A 16,520-nucleotide genomic window follows, 5' to 3' on the forward strand; every position below is an offset into this window, starting at 1 on the left:
ACAAATAACGGGTAGGGGGAAACATGGTCCCGGGAGGATCATAGCCATGGGATGGGTTCAAACGCTTAAAGCGAACGGCTGGTCATCCGACACGGTACCGGTTTCCGAGCGAACGGATGTGTGGGAACACCAGCTTTGTGCCAGCTATCGCGACTGGGAAGTCGAACGACGGGTGCCGGCCGAATTTTCCGCGTCAATGCGACGATACGATCTGGCAGGCGCGAGTCTGATCGAATGTGTCTGCTCCCCCTGTTCCGGGGTGCGCAGATCCCACCATTTGCGTCGTGACGACGAACCCTATTTGGGCGTCCAGATCGTGCTGTCGGGCCGTGAACGGTTTCGCAGCGGCGAGGAAACGGCCACCGTGTCCGCCGGTGATGTGATGATCTGGACCAGCGACCGGGAGATGGAATTCGAAGTAACCCAGCGGCTGCATAAGATTACGCTGATGGCGCCGCTTGAGCCGTTGCGCGCGCGCCTGCCCCGGGGGACGAAACTTCAGGGCGGTGTGCTGCATGGCGGCGGGCTCGGGACCGTTCTGTTCTCTCATCTCGAAGTATTGGGCCGGGAGTTGGAGGGTATGGACCAGACCGGCGCGATGGCCGCGAAGCGTGCCGCCCTGGAACTAACCGCGACATTGCTGTCGGATCGGACCGAGGCCCGTGCAACCGGACAATCGGAACAATATCTGCGAATGATCCAATCCTATATTCTGGAGCACTTGCACGAGGAAGAATTGAGCCTGTCGGACGTCGCCGAGGCCAATCGTATTTCCGTGCGATATCTGCACATGCTCTTCGCCCCGACCGGCAACAGCGCGTCCAGTTGGATTCAGACACAGAGGCTGGAACGCTGCCGCGATATGCTGCGCGATCCCAATTACGGAGACTGCAGCGTCTCGGAGGTCGGTTGGCGTTGCGGCTTCAAGGACGCGTCCCAGTTCAGCCGCGCCTTCAAACAGCGCTACGGTGTCAGCCCCAGCGTGTATCGGGCCACGGGTATTCCGTCCTGCTTCGTCCGTCGCTGAAGCCGATTATCGGGTTTCCGCCGAGGGCGGCCCTTATCCCCGTTCCACGATCACCGAGATGCCCTGGCCGCCGCCGATGCACATGGTGGCGAGGCCGTAGCGGCCGCCGGTGCGGTGGAGTTCGGCGATCAGTTTGACCAGGATGATGGCGCCGGAGGCACCGACCGGGTGGCCGAGGGCGACCGCGCCGCCGTTCGGGTTTACCTTGGCCGGGTCGAGGCCCAGCTCCTTGGTGACCGTGCAGGCCTGGGCCGCGAAAGCTTCGTTGGATTCCACGACGTCGAGGTCGGCGACGCTCAACCCCGCGCGTTTCAGAGCCTGCTGTGTCGCCGGGACGGGGCCGTAGCCCATTTCCGACGGGTCGACCCCGGCATGGCCATAGGCGACGATGCGCGCCTGGGCCGTCTTGCCCTGACGGGCGGCGGCCTCCGCCGACATCAGGACCAGCGCGCCCGCGCCGTCGTTGATGCCGGACGCGTTGCCTGCCGTCACCGTGCCGTCCTTCTTAAAGGCCGGGCGCAGTTTCGACATATCCTCAAGCTTTGCATTCGGGCGGACATGTTCGTCCGTGTCGAAGATCGTGGTTTCCTTGCGCGAGACAAGCTCGACCGGGACGATCTGGTCCTTGAAGCGGCCTTCGGCGATGGCTTTTGCCGCGCGTTTATGGCTTTCCAGGGCGAATTCGTCCTGTTCGCCGCGGGTGATGTTGAACTTTTCCGCCAGGTTTTCGGCGGTGATCCCCATATGGCCGTGGCCGAACGGGTCGTGCAGCGCCTGCAGCATCATATCCGTGGCGCCCGCATCGCCCATACGCTGACCCCAGCGCAGGTTCGGCATCAAATAGCCCGCGTTGGACATGCTTTCCGCGCCGCCGGCCAGGGCGACATCGGTGTCGCCCAGCATGACATGCTGCGCGGCCGACACCACGGCCTGCAGGCCGGACCCGCACAGGCGGTTCAGCGTCAGGGCGGGGGTTTCCTTGGGAATACCGGCCTCGATCGCCGCGACGCGGGACAGATACATATCTTTCGGACCGGTATGGATGACGTTGCCGAAGACGACATGACCGATGGCGGCGGGGTCGATATCCGCCCGCGCCATGGCTTCCCGCGCGACGATGGCGCCCAGTTCGGTCGGCATTTTCGATTTCAGCGACCCGCCATACCCGCCGATGGCGGTGCGGCAGCCGGATACGATGACGGTTTCCTTGGTCATGGAACGTTTCCCCGCAATGCTTGTTTCTGTGTTGCGGGGAGGTTGGCGCAATCCTGTCGATTTCGCAAATGCGAAATGGAGGCCGCGGCCTAGCTGCGGTGCAGCCACCAGCGGTCGGCGTTGATCGAAAAGATCGGCTTGTAATGCTTGATGCGGCTTGAATCGATGACCTGGGGAATCTGGTTGTCGAGAACCAGGGCCTGTCCGTCCAGATAGACGACGAGGATCGCATGCGGCGTGTTCAGGTTCAGATCCTGCAGCACGACGATGCGCATTTGTTCCTGCGGCCAACCGAGATGCAGCAGGGACACATATTTGCTGATCGCGTAATCCTCGCAATCGCCTGTCCGGTACATGAACTGCTTCGGTGTCGCCCAATAGTCCTTCTTCCCGTAATTCACCGGGTCGATCGTATAGGCGTATTGGTTCAGGTATTTATTGACGTAGTCGAGCTGTTCCAGCTTCGGATGGTTCTGAAGCTTGTTCAGGAAAATCCGCCATTTCGCGGTGTGGCAGGCTTCGGTCGGGGTGATCGCGCATTTCGCAAGTTCGTTCGGCTCCTCCTTCGCATAGCGTGCGAGGGCGTCCGTCCATTTCTCGAACTTCTCCAGCTTGGTGGAGCTGATTTCCTTCGTGCCGAACAGCTGAATCCCGGCGGCCTGCACGGGCGCGGCGGACAGTGTCGCCACGAGCGCAACCGCCGCGGCGAGGGCCATGGAAATCCGCGATACGAAGAAGGGCACGGGATATCACCTCAATCCAGTCGCCGGTCCGCTGCCTAGACACAAGATCGGACCACCAAGGCGCGGATGATAGGGGACAACGGGAATGTCTGCCAAGACATCGCGGAAAAATTCGCTAGAATATGGGGCATATTTGAAGAATTCGACCGTTGACGGTTGAGAGGGGTATACCGAGCCAAGAATTTTAGGCATTATCCCGCCAACTTCCGGGTTTCGGTCCGGGGGGCTATCGTCTTGAAAAACGGGACGAAGCCGATTTGACGGAAGGTATGGCCGGACGGCAGGGGCCGAACCGGCATCGGGGTAACGGGGTGGCAATCGACCCCGGACGATACAGAAGGGGACGTTTCGTGAGCAGCACGACGCAGGACGGTGGCAAATCCGACGGTAAATCGGATGGGGGCACCAAAAAATCGGCATTGAGCCCGCGCCTCAAGATGATCCTGACGGCGGTGGGCGTCGTGATCTTCGCGGCGGTCGGCATTGCGCTGATGCTGCAATTCGCGGCGTCCGAGCGCGACCGCGAGATGCGCCAGTGGCAGAGCCGCATGTCCATCGTCATCGACAGCCGCTACACCGATATCGACCGCTGGCTGACGCGTCAGATCGACGATCTGCGCGGCATCGCGGACAATGCTTCCGTTCAACTGTATCTGACCGTCTTCCATGAAGCGGGCACGGATCCGAATGCGGAAGACGCCCCGGCGGAGCTCGGCTATCTCGGCAATCTTCTGGAAGTCGTCGCCGACCGCGCGGGTTTCAAGAGCGAGACCACCGGTCCTCAGGTTTCGGCGAATGTGCAGAAGGTCGGCGTCGCCGGTCTGGCCCTGGTCGATATGGACCATTTCGTCATCGTCTCGTCCTCCGGCTTCCCGCCGTTGCAGGGCAAGCTGCGCGCCTTCCTGGATCAGGCGGAACGCGGCGTCACGTCGATTTCGGATATCTTCCTGAATGAAAGCGGTCAGCCCTCCATGGCTTTCGTCGTGCCGGTCTATGCCGTGCAGGCGGACGAAACGCCGGATTCGCAGCTGGGTTATGTTGTCGGCGTCAAGGAAGTCGCCGGGGAACTGTTCCCGCTGCTGGAACAGCCGGGGGCGACCGAACAGACCGCCGAAACCATGATCGTGCGTCAGTCCGGCAATACGATCGACTATCTGACGCCGCGCCGCGACGGCACCGGGCCGCTGAAGAAAGGGCTGGCGGCGGATACGCCGAATCTCGCTTCCGCCTGGGCGGTGCGCACGGTCGGCGGTTTCGCGACGGTCACGGATTACGCCGGGAACGAGGTTTTGGCGATCTCCCGCGCCTTTGGGCAGGTGCCGTGGACGCTGGTTTATAAGGTGGATACGTCGGAAGCCTTGGCCGAATCCGAACAGCGCCTGCAATTGCTGATGGTCGTCTTCGGGGTGATCATCGTGCTGGTCCTGATCGGGATGCTGGCGCTGTGGTACTACGGCACGTCGCAACGCGCGACCGAGGCTGCGAACAAGTTCGAGGAACTGGCGAACCGGTTCCAGGGCCAGCGCAACTTCATGCATCTGGTAACCGACAGTCAGCCGAACAGCATCGTCATCCTGGACGAGGACGGTCATTACCGTTGGTTCAACAAAACGGCGCTGGACCTGTCGCGCATGGACCGCAAGGACATGTTCGACAAGCATGTCTCCGCCATTCTGGGCCCGATCGAAGGCAAGCGGATCGCCGCCTGGGTCAAGGAAGCCCTGGCCAAGGGCGAACGCCTGACGGTCACGCATGAAATGGAACTGGGGAACGACGGGCCGAAGGTCTATCGCTCCGACTTCCAGCCGCTTCCCGCGCGGGAAGACTTCCCGCCGGGCGTGCTGATGGTCAGTCAGGACATCACCGAAAGCGTGCTGGAACGCGAAAAGCGCGAAGCGGCGATGCGTCAATTGGTCGGCACGCTGGTTTCCGTCGTCGACCGGCGCGATCCCTATTCCGCGAACCATTCGGTGCGCGTGGGCGAGGTCGCCCGCGCCGTCGCGCAGGAAATGCAGGTCGAACGCGTATTGGTCGAAACCGCGGCGATCGCGGGCAGCCTGATGAATTTGGGCAAGATCACCATCCCGGAAGAGGTCCTGACAAAGCAGGGCGCGTTGACGCCGGACGAGATGCAATTGATCCAGCAGTCGGTCCTGACCAGTGCCGATCTGGTGAAGGACGTCGATTTCGACGGGCCGGTCTACGACACGCTGCGCCAGTTGCAGGAACATTTCGACGGCAGCGGCACGCCGGATCATCTGTCGGGCAAGGACATCGTCGTCACCGCGCGGATCGGCGCGGTCGCCAATGCCTTCGTCGGCATGGTCAGCGCGCGGGCATGGCGTGCGGGCATGAGCTTCGACAAGGCGCTGGATATCCTGCTGGGCGACGGCAACAAGAAATACGACCGCGGTGTCGTCGTGGCCCTGGCCAACTACCTGGACAACCGGGGCGGTCGGGATCAGTGGATGAGCTTCGGCGAACCGCCGGAAGACGGTGGCGACGCCCAGGCCTAATGCCGATCCATCGGTCGTCGCGGATCGCCGGGCAGTCCCCGACGACCGGGGAGACAGGAGAGCGTAATGGCGTCCTTCCGTATACCGGACGGGCTTCGCGTAATTGCCTTCGGCGATATCCACGGGCATTTGGAGGCCCTGAACAGACTGTTGACCCGGCTTCGGGAAAACAGGCTTGAGGACCAACGGGGCCTTCATGACCGCTATATCTTCCTGGGCGATTATGTCGACCGCGGCCCGGATTCCGCCGGGGTGATCGACCGCTTGATCGAATTGGGCGGGACCGGCCTGGATTGTATCTTTCTGCGCGGCAATCACGAATCCCTGTTCTATCGCTATCTCGTTTCCGAAGATCTGCGGATGGGCGACTCCTGGATGGCCAATGGCGGCGTGGAAACGCTGGCGAGTTATGGCGTGACCCTGCCGCGCGATCTGCCGCCGGAAGAAGCCTTGGCGGTCGGTCTGGCGGAAGCCCGGAAGACCGTGCCCAAGGCGCATGTCGATTTCCTGGGCAGCCTGCGCCCCAGCCATCGGGAAGGCGATTATTTCTTTACGCATGCGGGTGTCCGGCCGGGGGTCGCCTTGGACGATCAGGACCCGGAAGACCTGATGTGGATTCGCGGGTCCTTCCTGACATCGACCCGCGATCACGGCGCGATGGTCGTGCATGGACACACGCCGGAACGCGCGCCGGATATTCGCGACAACCGCATCGGCATCGACACCGGCGCGGGGAAAGGCGGATATTTGACGGCAGCCGTGTTCTGGAGTACCGAGAGAACCTTCCTTCACGCCGATCCGAACAGCCTGCGCTGATCGCGGCGGCAATCCGAACGGGACGATCCGGACGATGACGAAATCCGACCTTGCGGCGACCCTGGACAGGATGGGCGAAGCCCTGGTTCTGTGCGTCGGCGACCTGATGCTCGACCGCTTCGTGGAAGGCGCGGTGGAGCGGATTTCACCGGAAGCCCCGATCCCGATCCTGTCCGTGGGACGGGAACGGACGGCCCTGGGTGGGGCCGCGAATGTCGCGCGGAACATTGCGGCATTGGGCGCGCGGTGCCGATTGATCGGTACGGTGGGTAAGGACCCGACGGCCAATGAGATCGAGGCGCTGATCGCCGAACTGCCGGGGATCGAGCCGGTGACGATCGCCGCCGCCGATCGTCCGACGGCGGTCAAGACGCGCTATATGGCCGGTCGACACCAATTGCTGCGCGCGGATCGCGAAAAGACCGGACCCTTGCCGCAGGCGGAAGCCGAAGCCTTGAAGGGCGCCGCCTTGGCGGCCCTGTCCGGCGTCGGGGCGCTGGTCCTGTCGGACTATGGCAAGGGCGTGTTGAGCAATGACTTGATTGCGGAATTGATCGCGGCGGCGAAGGTAGCGGGTATCCCCGTTCTCGTCGATCCGAAGGGGCGGGATTTCAGCAAATATCGCGGGGCCGACCTTGTAACCCCGAATCGCCAGGAACTGGCCCTGGCCAGCGGGTTGCCGACCGAAGGCGACGACGCGGTGCTGGCTGCCTGCCGGTCGGTGGCGGAAACCTGCGGCCTGGGCGGGGTTCTGGCCACACGGTCCGAACAGGGCATGACCCTGTATAGATGCGCCGCCGACGGCGCGGAACAGGTCGATCACCTGCCGGCGCGGGCGCGTGAGGTATTCGACGTCGCCGGGGCGGGCGATACGGTGGTGGCCACCCTGGCCGCCGGATTCGCGGCGGGCCTGTCTGCCTTGGACGCCGCCGCCCTGGCCAATCGCGCGGCGGGCATCGTCGTGGCGAAAACCGGCACCGCCGTTGCCTATCCCAGCGAGATTTTGAGCGATTCCCACGAAGAAACTTTCGAGGCCGGGGAGGCGAAGGTCGCGACCCTGGACGGCGCGTTGGACCGGGTCGCGGTCTGGCGGCGGGACGGGAAGAGCGTCGGCTTTACCAATGGCTGTTTCGACCTGCTGCATCCCGGTCACGTATCGCTGATATCCCAGGCCCGGGCGGCCTGCGACCGATTGATCGTCGGGTTGAACAGCGATGCGTCCGTGGCACGGCTGAAAGGGCCGGAACGACCGGTCCAGCCGGAATCCGCGCGCGCCAACGTGCTGGCTGCCTTGGGCGATGTCGATATGGTCGTGATTTTCGGGGAGGATACGCCCCTATCGCTGATCCGCAGCCTACAGCCGGATGTCCTGATCAAGGGCGCCGACTATACGAAGGATCAGGTCGTCGGGGCGTCCGACGTCGAATCCTGGGGCGGGAAGGTGGTCCTGGCCCAGCTTGTCGACGGTCAATCGACGACCCGGACCATTTCCCGCATGACCGGACGCTGATCGGCGCCCGGCCCTATTCTTTCGAAGAGTCTAACGACCCCAAAGCAGCGTCTGGGCGAAGACGATCGGCACCAGGATCAGTGCGATCCAGAAGACGATTTCGACACCGAAGGCGATGGACGCCGCGAAGCCGAAGATGACCAGCACACCGACGACGGCGAGAATGATCGGGAACAAATTTTTCATGATCTCGGTTCCTTTTTAGTCCGGACGAGAGTGCCATACCCCATCCTACACCAAAAGGATTTGACCTGCGTCAAGAAGCAGCGGGCCGATCCGGGGATTATTTCCGGGGATCATTCCGCCGGTTGAACCGCCGTGCCGCCGCCGCGCGTCAGTGTCGTTTCATTGCCGGGTTCCGGATCGCGCGGCACCAGCAGCGCCAGCACCAGCGAAATCACCGCCATGCCGGCACCGATGCTGAACACCAGGCTGGGATTGCCCAGCCAGATAAACCCGAACAGGGCCGGGATACCGACCGCCGCGATATGGTTGATGGTGAAGCTGACCCCGGCGGTGGAGGCGATGTCCTTCGGGTCCGCGATCTTCTGGAAATAGGTTTTGATCGCGATGGCGAAGGCGAAGAACAGATGGTCGAGAACATAGAGCCCCGCCGCCGCGATATGATCGTCGACGAAGGCGTAGCCGGTGAAGATGCAGATCAGGCCGAGATATTCGAAGATCAGCGCCCGCCGTTCGCCCAAATGGCGGATATATTTTCCGATATAGGGGGCGACGAAGATATTGGCGATCAGGTTGATCATGTAGAGCAGCGTGATCGCGGTCACGTCGTAGCCGAATTTCTCCACCATCAGGAAGGCGGCGAAGACCATGAAGATCTGCCGCCGCGCTCCGCCCATGAAGGTCAGCGCGTAATACAGCCAATAGCGGGGCCGCAAGAACAGCGTCTTCACCTGGGTCGATGCCTCCACCGACGGATAGGCCAGCTTGCAGTAAACGGCGACCGCCAGGGTGAACAGGCCCGCGCCCAGATACAGCGGCTTATAGCCCAGATTGAAGCCCGGGAAGGGGTTTTCGATCCCGATGAAACCCTGGACCATCAGCATCAGCTTTTCGTCGAAGCAGATCATGATGACCAGGAAGACCGCCAAGGTCCCGATCGACGCGGATTTCAACTGCGTCGCCAGATGCACGGCGGCGCGCTGCTTGTCGATGACCTGCAGCGTCAGCGATTGGTTCATGGTTTCGTAGTAGTGGAAGCCCGTCGACATGATCAGCGTCGTGGCATAAAGGCCCATTTCCGTCGGGAAATACCCTGTCAGCGCCGTGCCGATCCCCAACAGTGCCAGGGACAGGAAGGCCAGATTCTGTTCGCGGATGAACGGCAGCAGCAGAACCGCCGCGAAGGACATGAAGCCTGGAATTTCCCGGATCGACTGAAGAAACCCGATCTCCTTCCCGGTGAAGCTGGCCCGTTCCACCGCGAAATTGTTCAACAGCGCAAACCAGCCGTTCATGCTCACGGCCATGGCGCAGGCCATCAGGATCAGCATGCCTTCGGGGCCTTGCAGGAATCGCGGCATATAGCGGGTCAGGAACGGCGACATGAGTATTCGTCTCTTCTTCAAAATCGGGTCTATGCGGTTAGGGTGATATACCCCTGGCGCGATAGGCTGTCTCACGATATTGTGTCATTCAATGTCGAGAAACGGACACACGAGACGCCCTCCTTTGCCCGCCACGCTGTCGCGGCATGTCGAAATGCGTGCCTTCGACATGCGCATGGGCGAATTGGTGGAACCGCATTACCACGATTGGGGCCAGTTCACCTATTCTGCGGAAGGGGTGATGACCGTCCTGACGGAGGATGGCCGCTTCACCGCGCCGCCCGCCATGGCTGTCTGGCTGCCGCCCGGTGTCGTGCACCACATCCGCACCATCGGCCCGGCGAAGTTTCGCAGTCTCTACGTTTCCAGCGGCAATCTGGACGGCATGCCGGATCGCACGACGGTCCTGTCGGTCGATCCGCTGTTACGGCAGTTGATCCTGGCGGCGGCGGATTTTCCGCGCGATTGGGATGAAGACGGGCCTGAAGGGCGGTTGATGTCCGTTCTGATGGACCGAATCCGTGTCGCACCGACCGCGAAGCTGCATTTGCCGCTGCCCGCCGACGCGCGATTGCGCGGGGTGACCGACGCCCTGCTGGCCGATCCGTCGGACCGCCGGACGCTGGACGAATTCGCGAAAACCACCGGCGCGGCGGCGCGCACGCTGGCCCGCCTGTTCGTCGCGGAAACGGGGATGAGCTTCGGCGAGTGGCGTCGACAGCGGGTTTTGCTGGCGGCGCTGGAGCGGTTGGGCGACGGCATGCCGGTGACCAGTGTCGCGCTCGACCTCGGCTATGACAGCCCGTCCGCCTTCATCGCCATGTTCCGCCGGCATTTCGGTGAAACGCCGACCCGTTACATGCAGGTTTGACGCGATACTATTTCCGTTTCGGCGATAATTTTCGTCCGCCTGTGATTCACGTCACTGACCGTTGCCCCGTACCGACCTATAGTCAGGATCACGTGAGACGCCCGGCATCGGCATCTGCCCCGCCGCGGCTCTCGAAAAAGGCAAACCGCCGGGAACGGCGGGACGCAAAGTTACCGGCCCGAAAGCGATCCTCGCTGGGCAGCGGGACTACCGAGTAGCCGCCGGAGAGGGATATGAGCAGCCGATTCGTCCAGACCATACGCAACAACCGCCTGGCCGCCGTCGCGGCCATGCTGTTGGCCGCCGCGGTCCCGATCACGGTCCTGCCGATCCTGGGCTCCCTGATGGTCGATTTCATCGAAGTCGCCGACGGTGTCGAACAGGACAAGGCGGTCTGGGACGACAGCACGCCCGTTCGTCTGGTCACCCGCCCGCTGATCAATCACGCCGGACGGGCGAAAGACATGCTGGTCGCCGTGATCGACCTGCCGTCGGTGACGGCCGCCCATAAAATGTGTGGCCGGTCCCCGCATCTGAACGACGCCTTGCAAATATTCGCGGCGGAAAACCCGGAACGAACCGATGCATTGACCCGCGTGCCGGGCCGCGATCCGGAGCTGAAGGCGGCCCTGTCCGCGCGGTTTCCCGAAATCCCGATCGATACCGTGCGCCTGACGGAACCGACGGCGTATAAGAAAATTTACCCGTTCCGCGACGTCTATGAATGCGTCGGGTTGGGCTACCGCCCCCTCGCGACCAAGTCTGAACAGTAGACAAGTTCCCTTTTTGTTTTATATACCGACAGGCACAGCCAATTCCTGCCGGAGCCCGATTTCCGTGTCCGACGCCGATACCGATATTCCGCCCACCGTCTTCTCACCGACGGCAGCCCGGTTCGACACGCGCCCGGACGCGACACTGGCCGTGACGCGCGGCACGTTGCGGCTGATGCGGGATATGGGCCTGGGCTGCATCACGGAAATGCCGCTGAACAATGGCCGCCGGGTCGATATTATCGGCTTCGATAAAAAGGGCGTCGCGACGATCGTGGAGGTCAAATCCTCCCTGGAAGACTTCACCGCCGATTCGAAATGGGAGGAATACCTGCCCTATTGCGACCGGTTCTTTTTCGCCGTGCCGATGGATTTCCCGGTGGAGGTCCTGCCCGGTTCGGTCGGGCTGATCCTGGCGGATGCCTATGGTGCGGCGGTGGAACGTCCGGCGGCGGAAGGCACGATGAACGGCAGCCGCCGCAAGGCATTGACCCTGAAATTCGCCCGTCTGGCGGCGGAACGCCTGTTGCGGCTGGCGGAAACGGTCTGATCCTCCGGTCCGGGGGCTATTCCCGTTTCGCTTCGCTGAGCAGCCAATCGGTGAAGGCCTTGATCTTGGGCCGTCCGGCGCGGTCCTTTGGGCAGACGATCCAATAGGCGTAGTCGCTGGGAATGGAAAAGCTGAACGGCTTCACCAGCAACCCCTGTTCCAAGGCATCGTGGGCGATGGCGCTGCGGCCCAGCGCGACGCCTTCCCCCGCAATGGCGGCCTGCAGAACGAGGTTCGAATAATTGTAGCGCGGCCCCTTTTCCGGGTTCACGCCCGTCACATTCGCGGCGGTCAGCCAGACACGCCAATCGGTGCGGACATCGTCATGCAGCAATGTGTGGTACTTCAGGTCTTCCGGTTTTTGCAGCGGATGGGTCGGATCGTTGTAAAGGCGCGGACTGCAAACGGGGAACACCTCCTCCGTCATCAGGCGGATTTCGTGCAGGCCTTCATAGCCGCCGGTACCCCAGCGAATGGCCATGTCGATGTCTTCGGTATCGAAATCGGTCATCTCGTAATCGGCGGACAGGCGGATATCGATCTGGGGGTGCAGGGCACGGAACCGGGCAAGGCGCGGCACCAACCAGGCGGAGGCGAATGACGGCAGGCAACTGACGGTCAGCGGGCCTTCCGCGTCGTAATGCCGAATGCGTTCCGCGACCTGACCGATCTGGATCAGCGCCGGGCGCACGGTGGCGGCGAAGATCTTTCCTTCCTCCGTCAGGGCCAGGGCGCGGTTCAAGCGGCGGAACAGCGTGACCCCCATCGCATCTTCCAACTGTTTGATTTGATGGCTGATTGCGGCTTGCGTGACGTGCAGTTCCTCCGCCGCTTCGGTGAAAGACAACAGCCGCGCGGCGGCCTCGAAGGCCGGTAGAGGTTTCAGCGGCGGTAATCGTTGGGCCATGATCCGCGCCCTTCACATAAATATTTCTAATTCGATGAATGAAAATATATCCTTTGTCGCAGTGCGGTAAAGCCCCTATTTCTCCCTTGTCAGGGCGATATGGCCCTGAAGCAGGTCCAGGGTCGCATTAAACGACCGGACTTGAAGCGCTGCAGCCGGATGAGCCGGCTGCATAAAGAGGAGTAAGGAAAATGGCGAGCACAATGCAAATGCATGGGGCTGGCGGCCCGTTCATGCCGCTGGCTTCCCTCCTGGTAGACACGACGGCTTCGGCCCTCGACGGTATCCGTTCCCTGTCGCTGAACCCGATCGCCGCGCTGATGCGGTTGCAGGGTCGCGCCGACGAACGCCGCCGTCTTGCCGAACTGGACGACCGCCTGCTGGCGGATATCGGCCTGGATCGCGTCACCGCGCAAGCGGAAGCCGACAAGCCGGTCTGGAAAGCGTAATCGCTGCCAACCGACACCGGGCGCGGACGGGTACCCGCCCGCCCCGGTGAAGCCCGAAGCCCCTGCGATCGCTCGCGGGGGCTTTGTCATTCCGGATTGATTTTACGGAAAAGGCAGGCGTCTTAGGCGTTCTGGCGGCTCAGCTTCGTGACGAATTCCGTCACCGTTTCCACATGCTGCGGGAAGACGCAGGCCATGGAACAGCCGACGCGATCGTCCTCGATCCGGCGGACGGTCAGCTTTACCGGCATTTCGTATTGTTCTTCGGTATCCTGCAGCACCAAGAAGCCGTCGATCGTCTGACCTTTCGACAGGGCATCGACATTTTCCGACCGGAAGCCCAGCCCGCTCGCGCTCAAGTCTTCCAGGGGCAGCGGTCTGTCGTCGATTTCGATAAATCCCGCCTTGAAGGGATACCGCGGTTCAGAGCGGGCTTCCGTAAAGCGCATCAAGACCTTCCCCGTTTACATCCGCACCGGCTATACCGTCACCCGAACATCGTGACACCGACTTAAGGTCCGGACCCGTCGCCGACCGCGAAACCGACCCGTTAACCATGCGGCGCGATTCTTAACGCCTCGCCCTTGTGCCAAGGCTCTTTGTCCCAATAGTATAGGGCGGGAGATCGGTCGGTGGAAACCCTGATCGACGGATGGAGTTTGTTCCGCGTTGTCTGCATGAAGATCGCGGCGTTCTTGGGGGGCGTCTGGCCGAATGAATCGCCGGGCATTGAAAACACTTCTGCGGTCGGGGCGGTTCTTGTGTTTCGATGCGCGCGCCGTCTATTTGAATCTGAAGGAAGCCCATGGCGACGAGGGCTTTCCGCGGGATAAGCTGTTCGACCTGTCGACGCTGAATCTGGGTATCTTTTTCAAGGAAGTGACGCTGGACGATGAGGGGGACGAGGTTCTCGTCTCCACCCGGGTCTATTTCCCCTATAACGATTCGGAGGTCGATCAGGGCGGAGAATCCACCCTGGCGGACCCGGATCGCATCGTGCGGGTCCTGGCGAAGCGCGGCGCGATCAAGGCCGATGAATCGCTGTCGACCCACGATCAGCGCGTGTTGGATATCCTGACCAAGGTCCCGACCTTCGACCCGTTCCTGTTGCTGTCGCAACGCCGGGAACTGGAGGTCGAACGATCCATTTCCCCGAACTATTTCGATATTACGGAGGCGGATTGGATGCTGATCCGCCGTCCGGTGCTGGAAAAGATCGGCACCCTGGTGGCGAAGGCGAATGCCGGCGACGGGTTGGACGTCTATCAGGAATATGTCGGCGACCGGCACAACGAGAAGGACGACCATCAGCGCATCATGACCGGCGCGGTGGTCGACGCCATCTGGCAGGGGGAGGAAACGCCGGGGTCGCGCAGCCTGATCCGCAGCTTCCGTCTGAACGAAAGCCAGACCAAACAATTCCTGTTCGCCTGGAAGGGCATCAATTATTACGAATTCCAATATGAGCGGCATAAGCCGTTGTTCTATGAATTCTTCGAATGGCTGGGGTCGGAACGGTCGCTGCCGCGCGACCGGGAGGCGATGACGGAATCGGCGATGGATCGCTTCATCTTCCGCCGTAACCGGGCAAAGGCGCTGATCCGGTCGACCCATTCGACGGTGATCCGGATCATCCAGAACTACAATCAGGCCTTCGATCAGTTGATTCAGAACGACGATCCGCGGCCGTTTCAGGCTTTCCTGCGGGATGCGCCGAAGAATTTTCTGACCGTCGGTCTGGCCATCGGCATTCTGGCACACACGGCCAATGCCTGGGACAACACGGCCAGCAACAAACGCAAGCCGATGCGCAGCGTCGATCTGGAACCGTTTTACGATTTCATCATCGCGATCAACGGGCAGGACTTTCAGTTCAGCTGATCGTCCCGCCCGTCTCGCGGATGCGGGCGTCTATTGCGGTTTTTCCCCGATGAACAGCGCCCAGCCGATCCGGCCCTCCGCCGCCAATTCCGCCCCCCATTGCCACATCGCATAATTGTCCCGCAGCGTGTCCGGGTCGATTTCCGCCTCCAGGCGCGGGCGATCCGCATCGATGCGGCGGCACAGTTCCGCGAAGTGCCGGGCCATATGGGTCGTCCATTCCTGGGATCGAACGTTACCGAATCCAGCCTGACGCAACCCGGTCTCGAAACCCTCGCGGTCCCATAGATCGTTGGATCCATGGCGGGCCACGATCCGGTCCCGGTCAGGCTGGGACAGGCGGTCCGGTTGGGTCGTCTGATCGGAAAACACGATCCGGCCCCCCGGCTTCAGGACCCGCAGGGCTTCCGCGAAGACGCGGGCCTTGTCCGTGGCATGGACGAGGCATTCCTGACTCCAATGCACGTCAAAATGGGCGTCCCGGAAGGGAAGGCTGTGAAAGTCCGCCATCGCGAACCGGATCGATCCCGTCGCGGCGAGGTCCGCGCTAAGGGACCGCGCGATGTCGGCTTGCCGCCAGGAATAGTTGGTGGCCGTAACGTGGCAGCCGATTTCACGGGCCAGAAATCGGGCCGTGGCCCCCCAGCCGCTGCCGACCTCCAGCACGGAATCACCGCGGCACAGCCCCGATTCCCGGGCCATCCGGCATTTCGTGCCCAAGGTTGCCTGACCGATTTCCGTCACGTCGGTATCGAAAAGACCGAAATGGATACTGTCGCCCCAAGCATGGGAGAAAAGCCGATCCATGGACCTGTCGTCATAGCGCTTCATGTCTAACCCTTTTCTATAATAACAAGAGAGCGATCGGTTCTCTCCACTCTTTGGAATAAACCACAAGGGGTGAAGAGATGACATACGCGTTCGATGAACTGTCCGCCGCGAAATACGTGGCGCGACGGGTCGCCGCCGTTGAGGCGAAGGGAATCAGCTTAAGATTGCTAAATGATTTTGATCACCTTCGTCAGGTGGTCGGCGAAACGGCGGGGCGGGCGCCGCTGACGCCGATTTTCGACAATCGCGTGTCGGAGGTCGGACCGGACAATGCCTTCTGGCTGTTGGGAACGGGACCGGACGGTACGGTGCGACACCTTCAGGCCGTGAGAATGGACGACCTGATCCGCGAATCGTTGTCGGAATTCCTGAAACGACACGGACCGCAACTGATGTCGCCGCATATTCCCGGCAATCCCATGGCGTCGGATTATGCTGCCTGCCGATACACACGGGAAATGCGGGGACGGATTTGTTATCACGGAGAGGTTTGGTTAAGCCCGGAAGGCGCGGTGCGCGGTCAGGGCCTGTCGGTCGACCTGCCGCGGATCGGTGTCGCCGTCGCCTTGCTGCGCTGGCGTCCGGACTTCATCTATGGGCTGGTCCATCCCGATCTGGTGTTGAAGGGAATTCCCGCGCGCTACGGCTATACCCATTTCCATCCGCATGGCATTCGGTGGCACAGGACGGACCAGCCGGGAACGCTGGATGAATATATCACCTGGATGACACGTCAGGATATGCAGGACATGATCGGCGCGGAATAACGCATCCGCCCCGCCCAGCCCCGCCCCGCCCGGATGTAGCAGCGTATCGCTTGCCGGATCGGGGCGGGGCGTGCTGCATTACCGGCATCCGATACG

17 protein-coding genes and 1 riboswitch are annotated in these 16,520 nt (G+C 61.9%); of the genes, 10 read left to right on the plus strand and 7 right to left on the minus strand.

Features of this window, described 5'->3' with window-relative positions; all coding sequences use genetic code 11:
- Nucleotides 1-46 precede the first annotated feature (46 nt).
- On the plus strand, nucleotides 47-1,027 hold the full coding sequence (locus HH303_RS12170; protein WP_169625592.1) for a helix-turn-helix domain-containing protein: 981 nt from the start codon (nucleotides 47-49) through the stop codon (nucleotides 1,025-1,027).
- 33 nt (nucleotides 1,028-1,060) lie between these two features.
- Here the strand turns inward: HH303_RS12170 and HH303_RS12175 are convergent, their stop codons facing one another.
- Together HH303_RS12175 and HH303_RS12180 are read right to left on the minus strand one after the other, a co-directional pair.
- Complete coding sequence (locus HH303_RS12175) at nucleotides 1,061-2,242, minus strand: acetyl-CoA C-acyltransferase family protein (protein ID WP_169625593.1); 1,182 nt, start codon at nucleotides 2,240-2,242, stop codon at nucleotides 1,061-1,063.
- Between the two features lie 89 nt (nucleotides 2,243-2,331).
- Nucleotides 2,332-2,985 carry a transglutaminase-like cysteine peptidase gene (locus tag HH303_RS12180; protein WP_169625594.1) on the minus strand — a complete coding sequence of 218 codons (654 nt, stop codon included), beginning with the start codon at nucleotides 2,983-2,985 and terminating at the stop codon, nucleotides 2,332-2,334.
- Nucleotides 2,986-3,335: 350 nt separating this feature from the next.
- Here HH303_RS12180 and HH303_RS20295 point away from each other — a divergent pair, with 350 nt between their 5' ends.
- From HH303_RS20295 to rfaE1, 3 genes are all read left to right on the plus strand, one after another.
- On the plus strand, nucleotides 3,336-5,501 hold the full coding sequence (locus HH303_RS20295) for an HD domain-containing phosphohydrolase (RefSeq protein WP_169625595.1): 2,166 nt from the start codon (nucleotides 3,336-3,338) through the stop codon (nucleotides 5,499-5,501).
- A 66-nt stretch (nucleotides 5,502-5,567) separates the two neighbouring features.
- A complete protein-coding gene (locus HH303_RS12190) occupies nucleotides 5,568-6,317 on the plus strand; it encodes a metallophosphoesterase family protein (protein WP_169625596.1) in 750 nt (249 codons plus the stop codon).
- Between the two features lie 34 nt (nucleotides 6,318-6,351).
- On the plus strand, nucleotides 6,352-7,827 hold the full coding sequence (rfaE1, locus tag HH303_RS12195) for a D-glycero-beta-D-manno-heptose-7-phosphate kinase (RefSeq protein ID WP_169625597.1): 1,476 nt from the start codon (nucleotides 6,352-6,354) through the stop codon (nucleotides 7,825-7,827).
- 30 nt (nucleotides 7,828-7,857) lie between these two features.
- Here rfaE1 and HH303_RS12200 read toward each other — a convergent pair whose 3' ends face one another.
- Complete coding sequence (locus tag HH303_RS12200; protein WP_169625598.1) at nucleotides 7,858-8,013, minus strand: hypothetical protein; 156 nt, start codon at nucleotides 8,011-8,013, stop codon at nucleotides 7,858-7,860.
- A gap of 110 nt (nucleotides 8,014-8,123) precedes the next feature.
- The gene (locus tag HH303_RS12205; protein WP_169625599.1) at nucleotides 8,124-9,395 is read right to left on the minus strand and encodes an MFS transporter; all 1,272 of its coding nucleotides are present in this window, start codon (nucleotides 9,393-9,395) and stop codon (nucleotides 8,124-8,126) included.
- Between the two features lie 124 nt (nucleotides 9,396-9,519).
- Between HH303_RS12205 and HH303_RS12210 the strand changes: the two genes are divergently transcribed.
- The 3 genes from HH303_RS12210 (at nucleotide 9,520) to HH303_RS12220 (ending at nucleotide 11,589) form a co-directional block, all read left to right on the plus strand.
- Nucleotides 9,520-10,266, plus strand: coding sequence for an AraC family transcriptional regulator (locus HH303_RS12210; protein WP_169625600.1), 747 nt, complete (start codon nucleotides 9,520-9,522; stop codon nucleotides 10,264-10,266).
- A 129-nt stretch (nucleotides 10,267-10,395) separates the two neighbouring features.
- Nucleotides 10,396-10,481, plus strand: a riboswitch (cyclic di-GMP riboswitch).
- Between the two features lie 18 nt (nucleotides 10,482-10,499).
- Nucleotides 10,500-11,039, plus strand: a complete 540-nt coding sequence (locus HH303_RS12215) for a hypothetical protein (RefSeq protein WP_169625601.1) — start codon at nucleotides 10,500-10,502, stop codon at nucleotides 11,037-11,039.
- A 64-nt stretch (nucleotides 11,040-11,103) separates the two neighbouring features.
- Entirely contained in the window at nucleotides 11,104-11,589 is a 486-nt protein-coding gene (locus HH303_RS12220) for an MmcB family DNA repair protein (RefSeq protein ID WP_319637399.1), read from the plus strand.
- A 16-nt stretch (nucleotides 11,590-11,605) separates the two neighbouring features.
- Here HH303_RS12220 and HH303_RS12225 read toward each other — a convergent pair whose 3' ends face one another.
- Nucleotides 11,606-12,496 (minus strand): transcriptional regulator GcvA, encoded by an 891-nt coding sequence (locus HH303_RS12225; RefSeq protein ID WP_169625603.1) that lies wholly within the window; start codon nucleotides 12,494-12,496, stop codon nucleotides 11,606-11,608.
- A 191-nt stretch (nucleotides 12,497-12,687) separates the two neighbouring features.
- On the opposite strand from HH303_RS12225, the gene HH303_RS12230 reads away from it, so the two are divergent.
- A complete protein-coding gene (locus tag HH303_RS12230; protein WP_227421740.1) occupies nucleotides 12,688-12,945 on the plus strand; it encodes a DUF1127 domain-containing protein in 258 nt (85 codons plus the stop codon).
- 122 nt (nucleotides 12,946-13,067) lie between these two features.
- On the opposite strand, the gene HH303_RS12235 is transcribed toward HH303_RS12230, so the two are convergent.
- Nucleotides 13,068-13,394 (minus strand): PilZ domain-containing protein, encoded by a 327-nt coding sequence (locus HH303_RS12235; RefSeq protein WP_169625604.1) that lies wholly within the window; start codon nucleotides 13,392-13,394, stop codon nucleotides 13,068-13,070.
- 265 nt (nucleotides 13,395-13,659) lie between these two features.
- Between HH303_RS12235 and HH303_RS12240 the strand changes: the two genes are divergently transcribed.
- Nucleotides 13,660-14,826: a hypothetical protein gene (locus HH303_RS12240; protein WP_169625605.1), complete on the plus strand. Its 1,167-nt coding sequence runs from the start codon at nucleotides 13,660-13,662 to the stop codon at nucleotides 14,824-14,826.
- A 30-nt stretch (nucleotides 14,827-14,856) separates the two neighbouring features.
- On the opposite strand, the gene HH303_RS12245 is transcribed toward HH303_RS12240, so the two are convergent.
- Complete coding sequence (locus HH303_RS12245; RefSeq protein WP_169625606.1) at nucleotides 14,857-15,657, minus strand: methyltransferase domain-containing protein; 801 nt, start codon at nucleotides 15,655-15,657, stop codon at nucleotides 14,857-14,859.
- 77 nt (nucleotides 15,658-15,734) lie between these two features.
- Here HH303_RS12245 and HH303_RS12250 point away from each other — a divergent pair, with 77 nt between their 5' ends.
- Nucleotides 15,735-16,424, plus strand: coding sequence for a hypothetical protein (locus HH303_RS12250; protein WP_169625607.1), 690 nt, complete (start codon nucleotides 15,735-15,737; stop codon nucleotides 16,422-16,424).
- The last annotated feature ends 96 nt before the right edge of the window (nucleotides 16,425-16,520 follow it).

This window comes from Pacificispira spongiicola, from assembly GCF_012926505.1.
Taxonomy (GTDB): domain Bacteria; phylum Pseudomonadota; class Alphaproteobacteria; order UBA8366; family Aestuariispiraceae; genus Pacificispira; species Pacificispira spongiicola.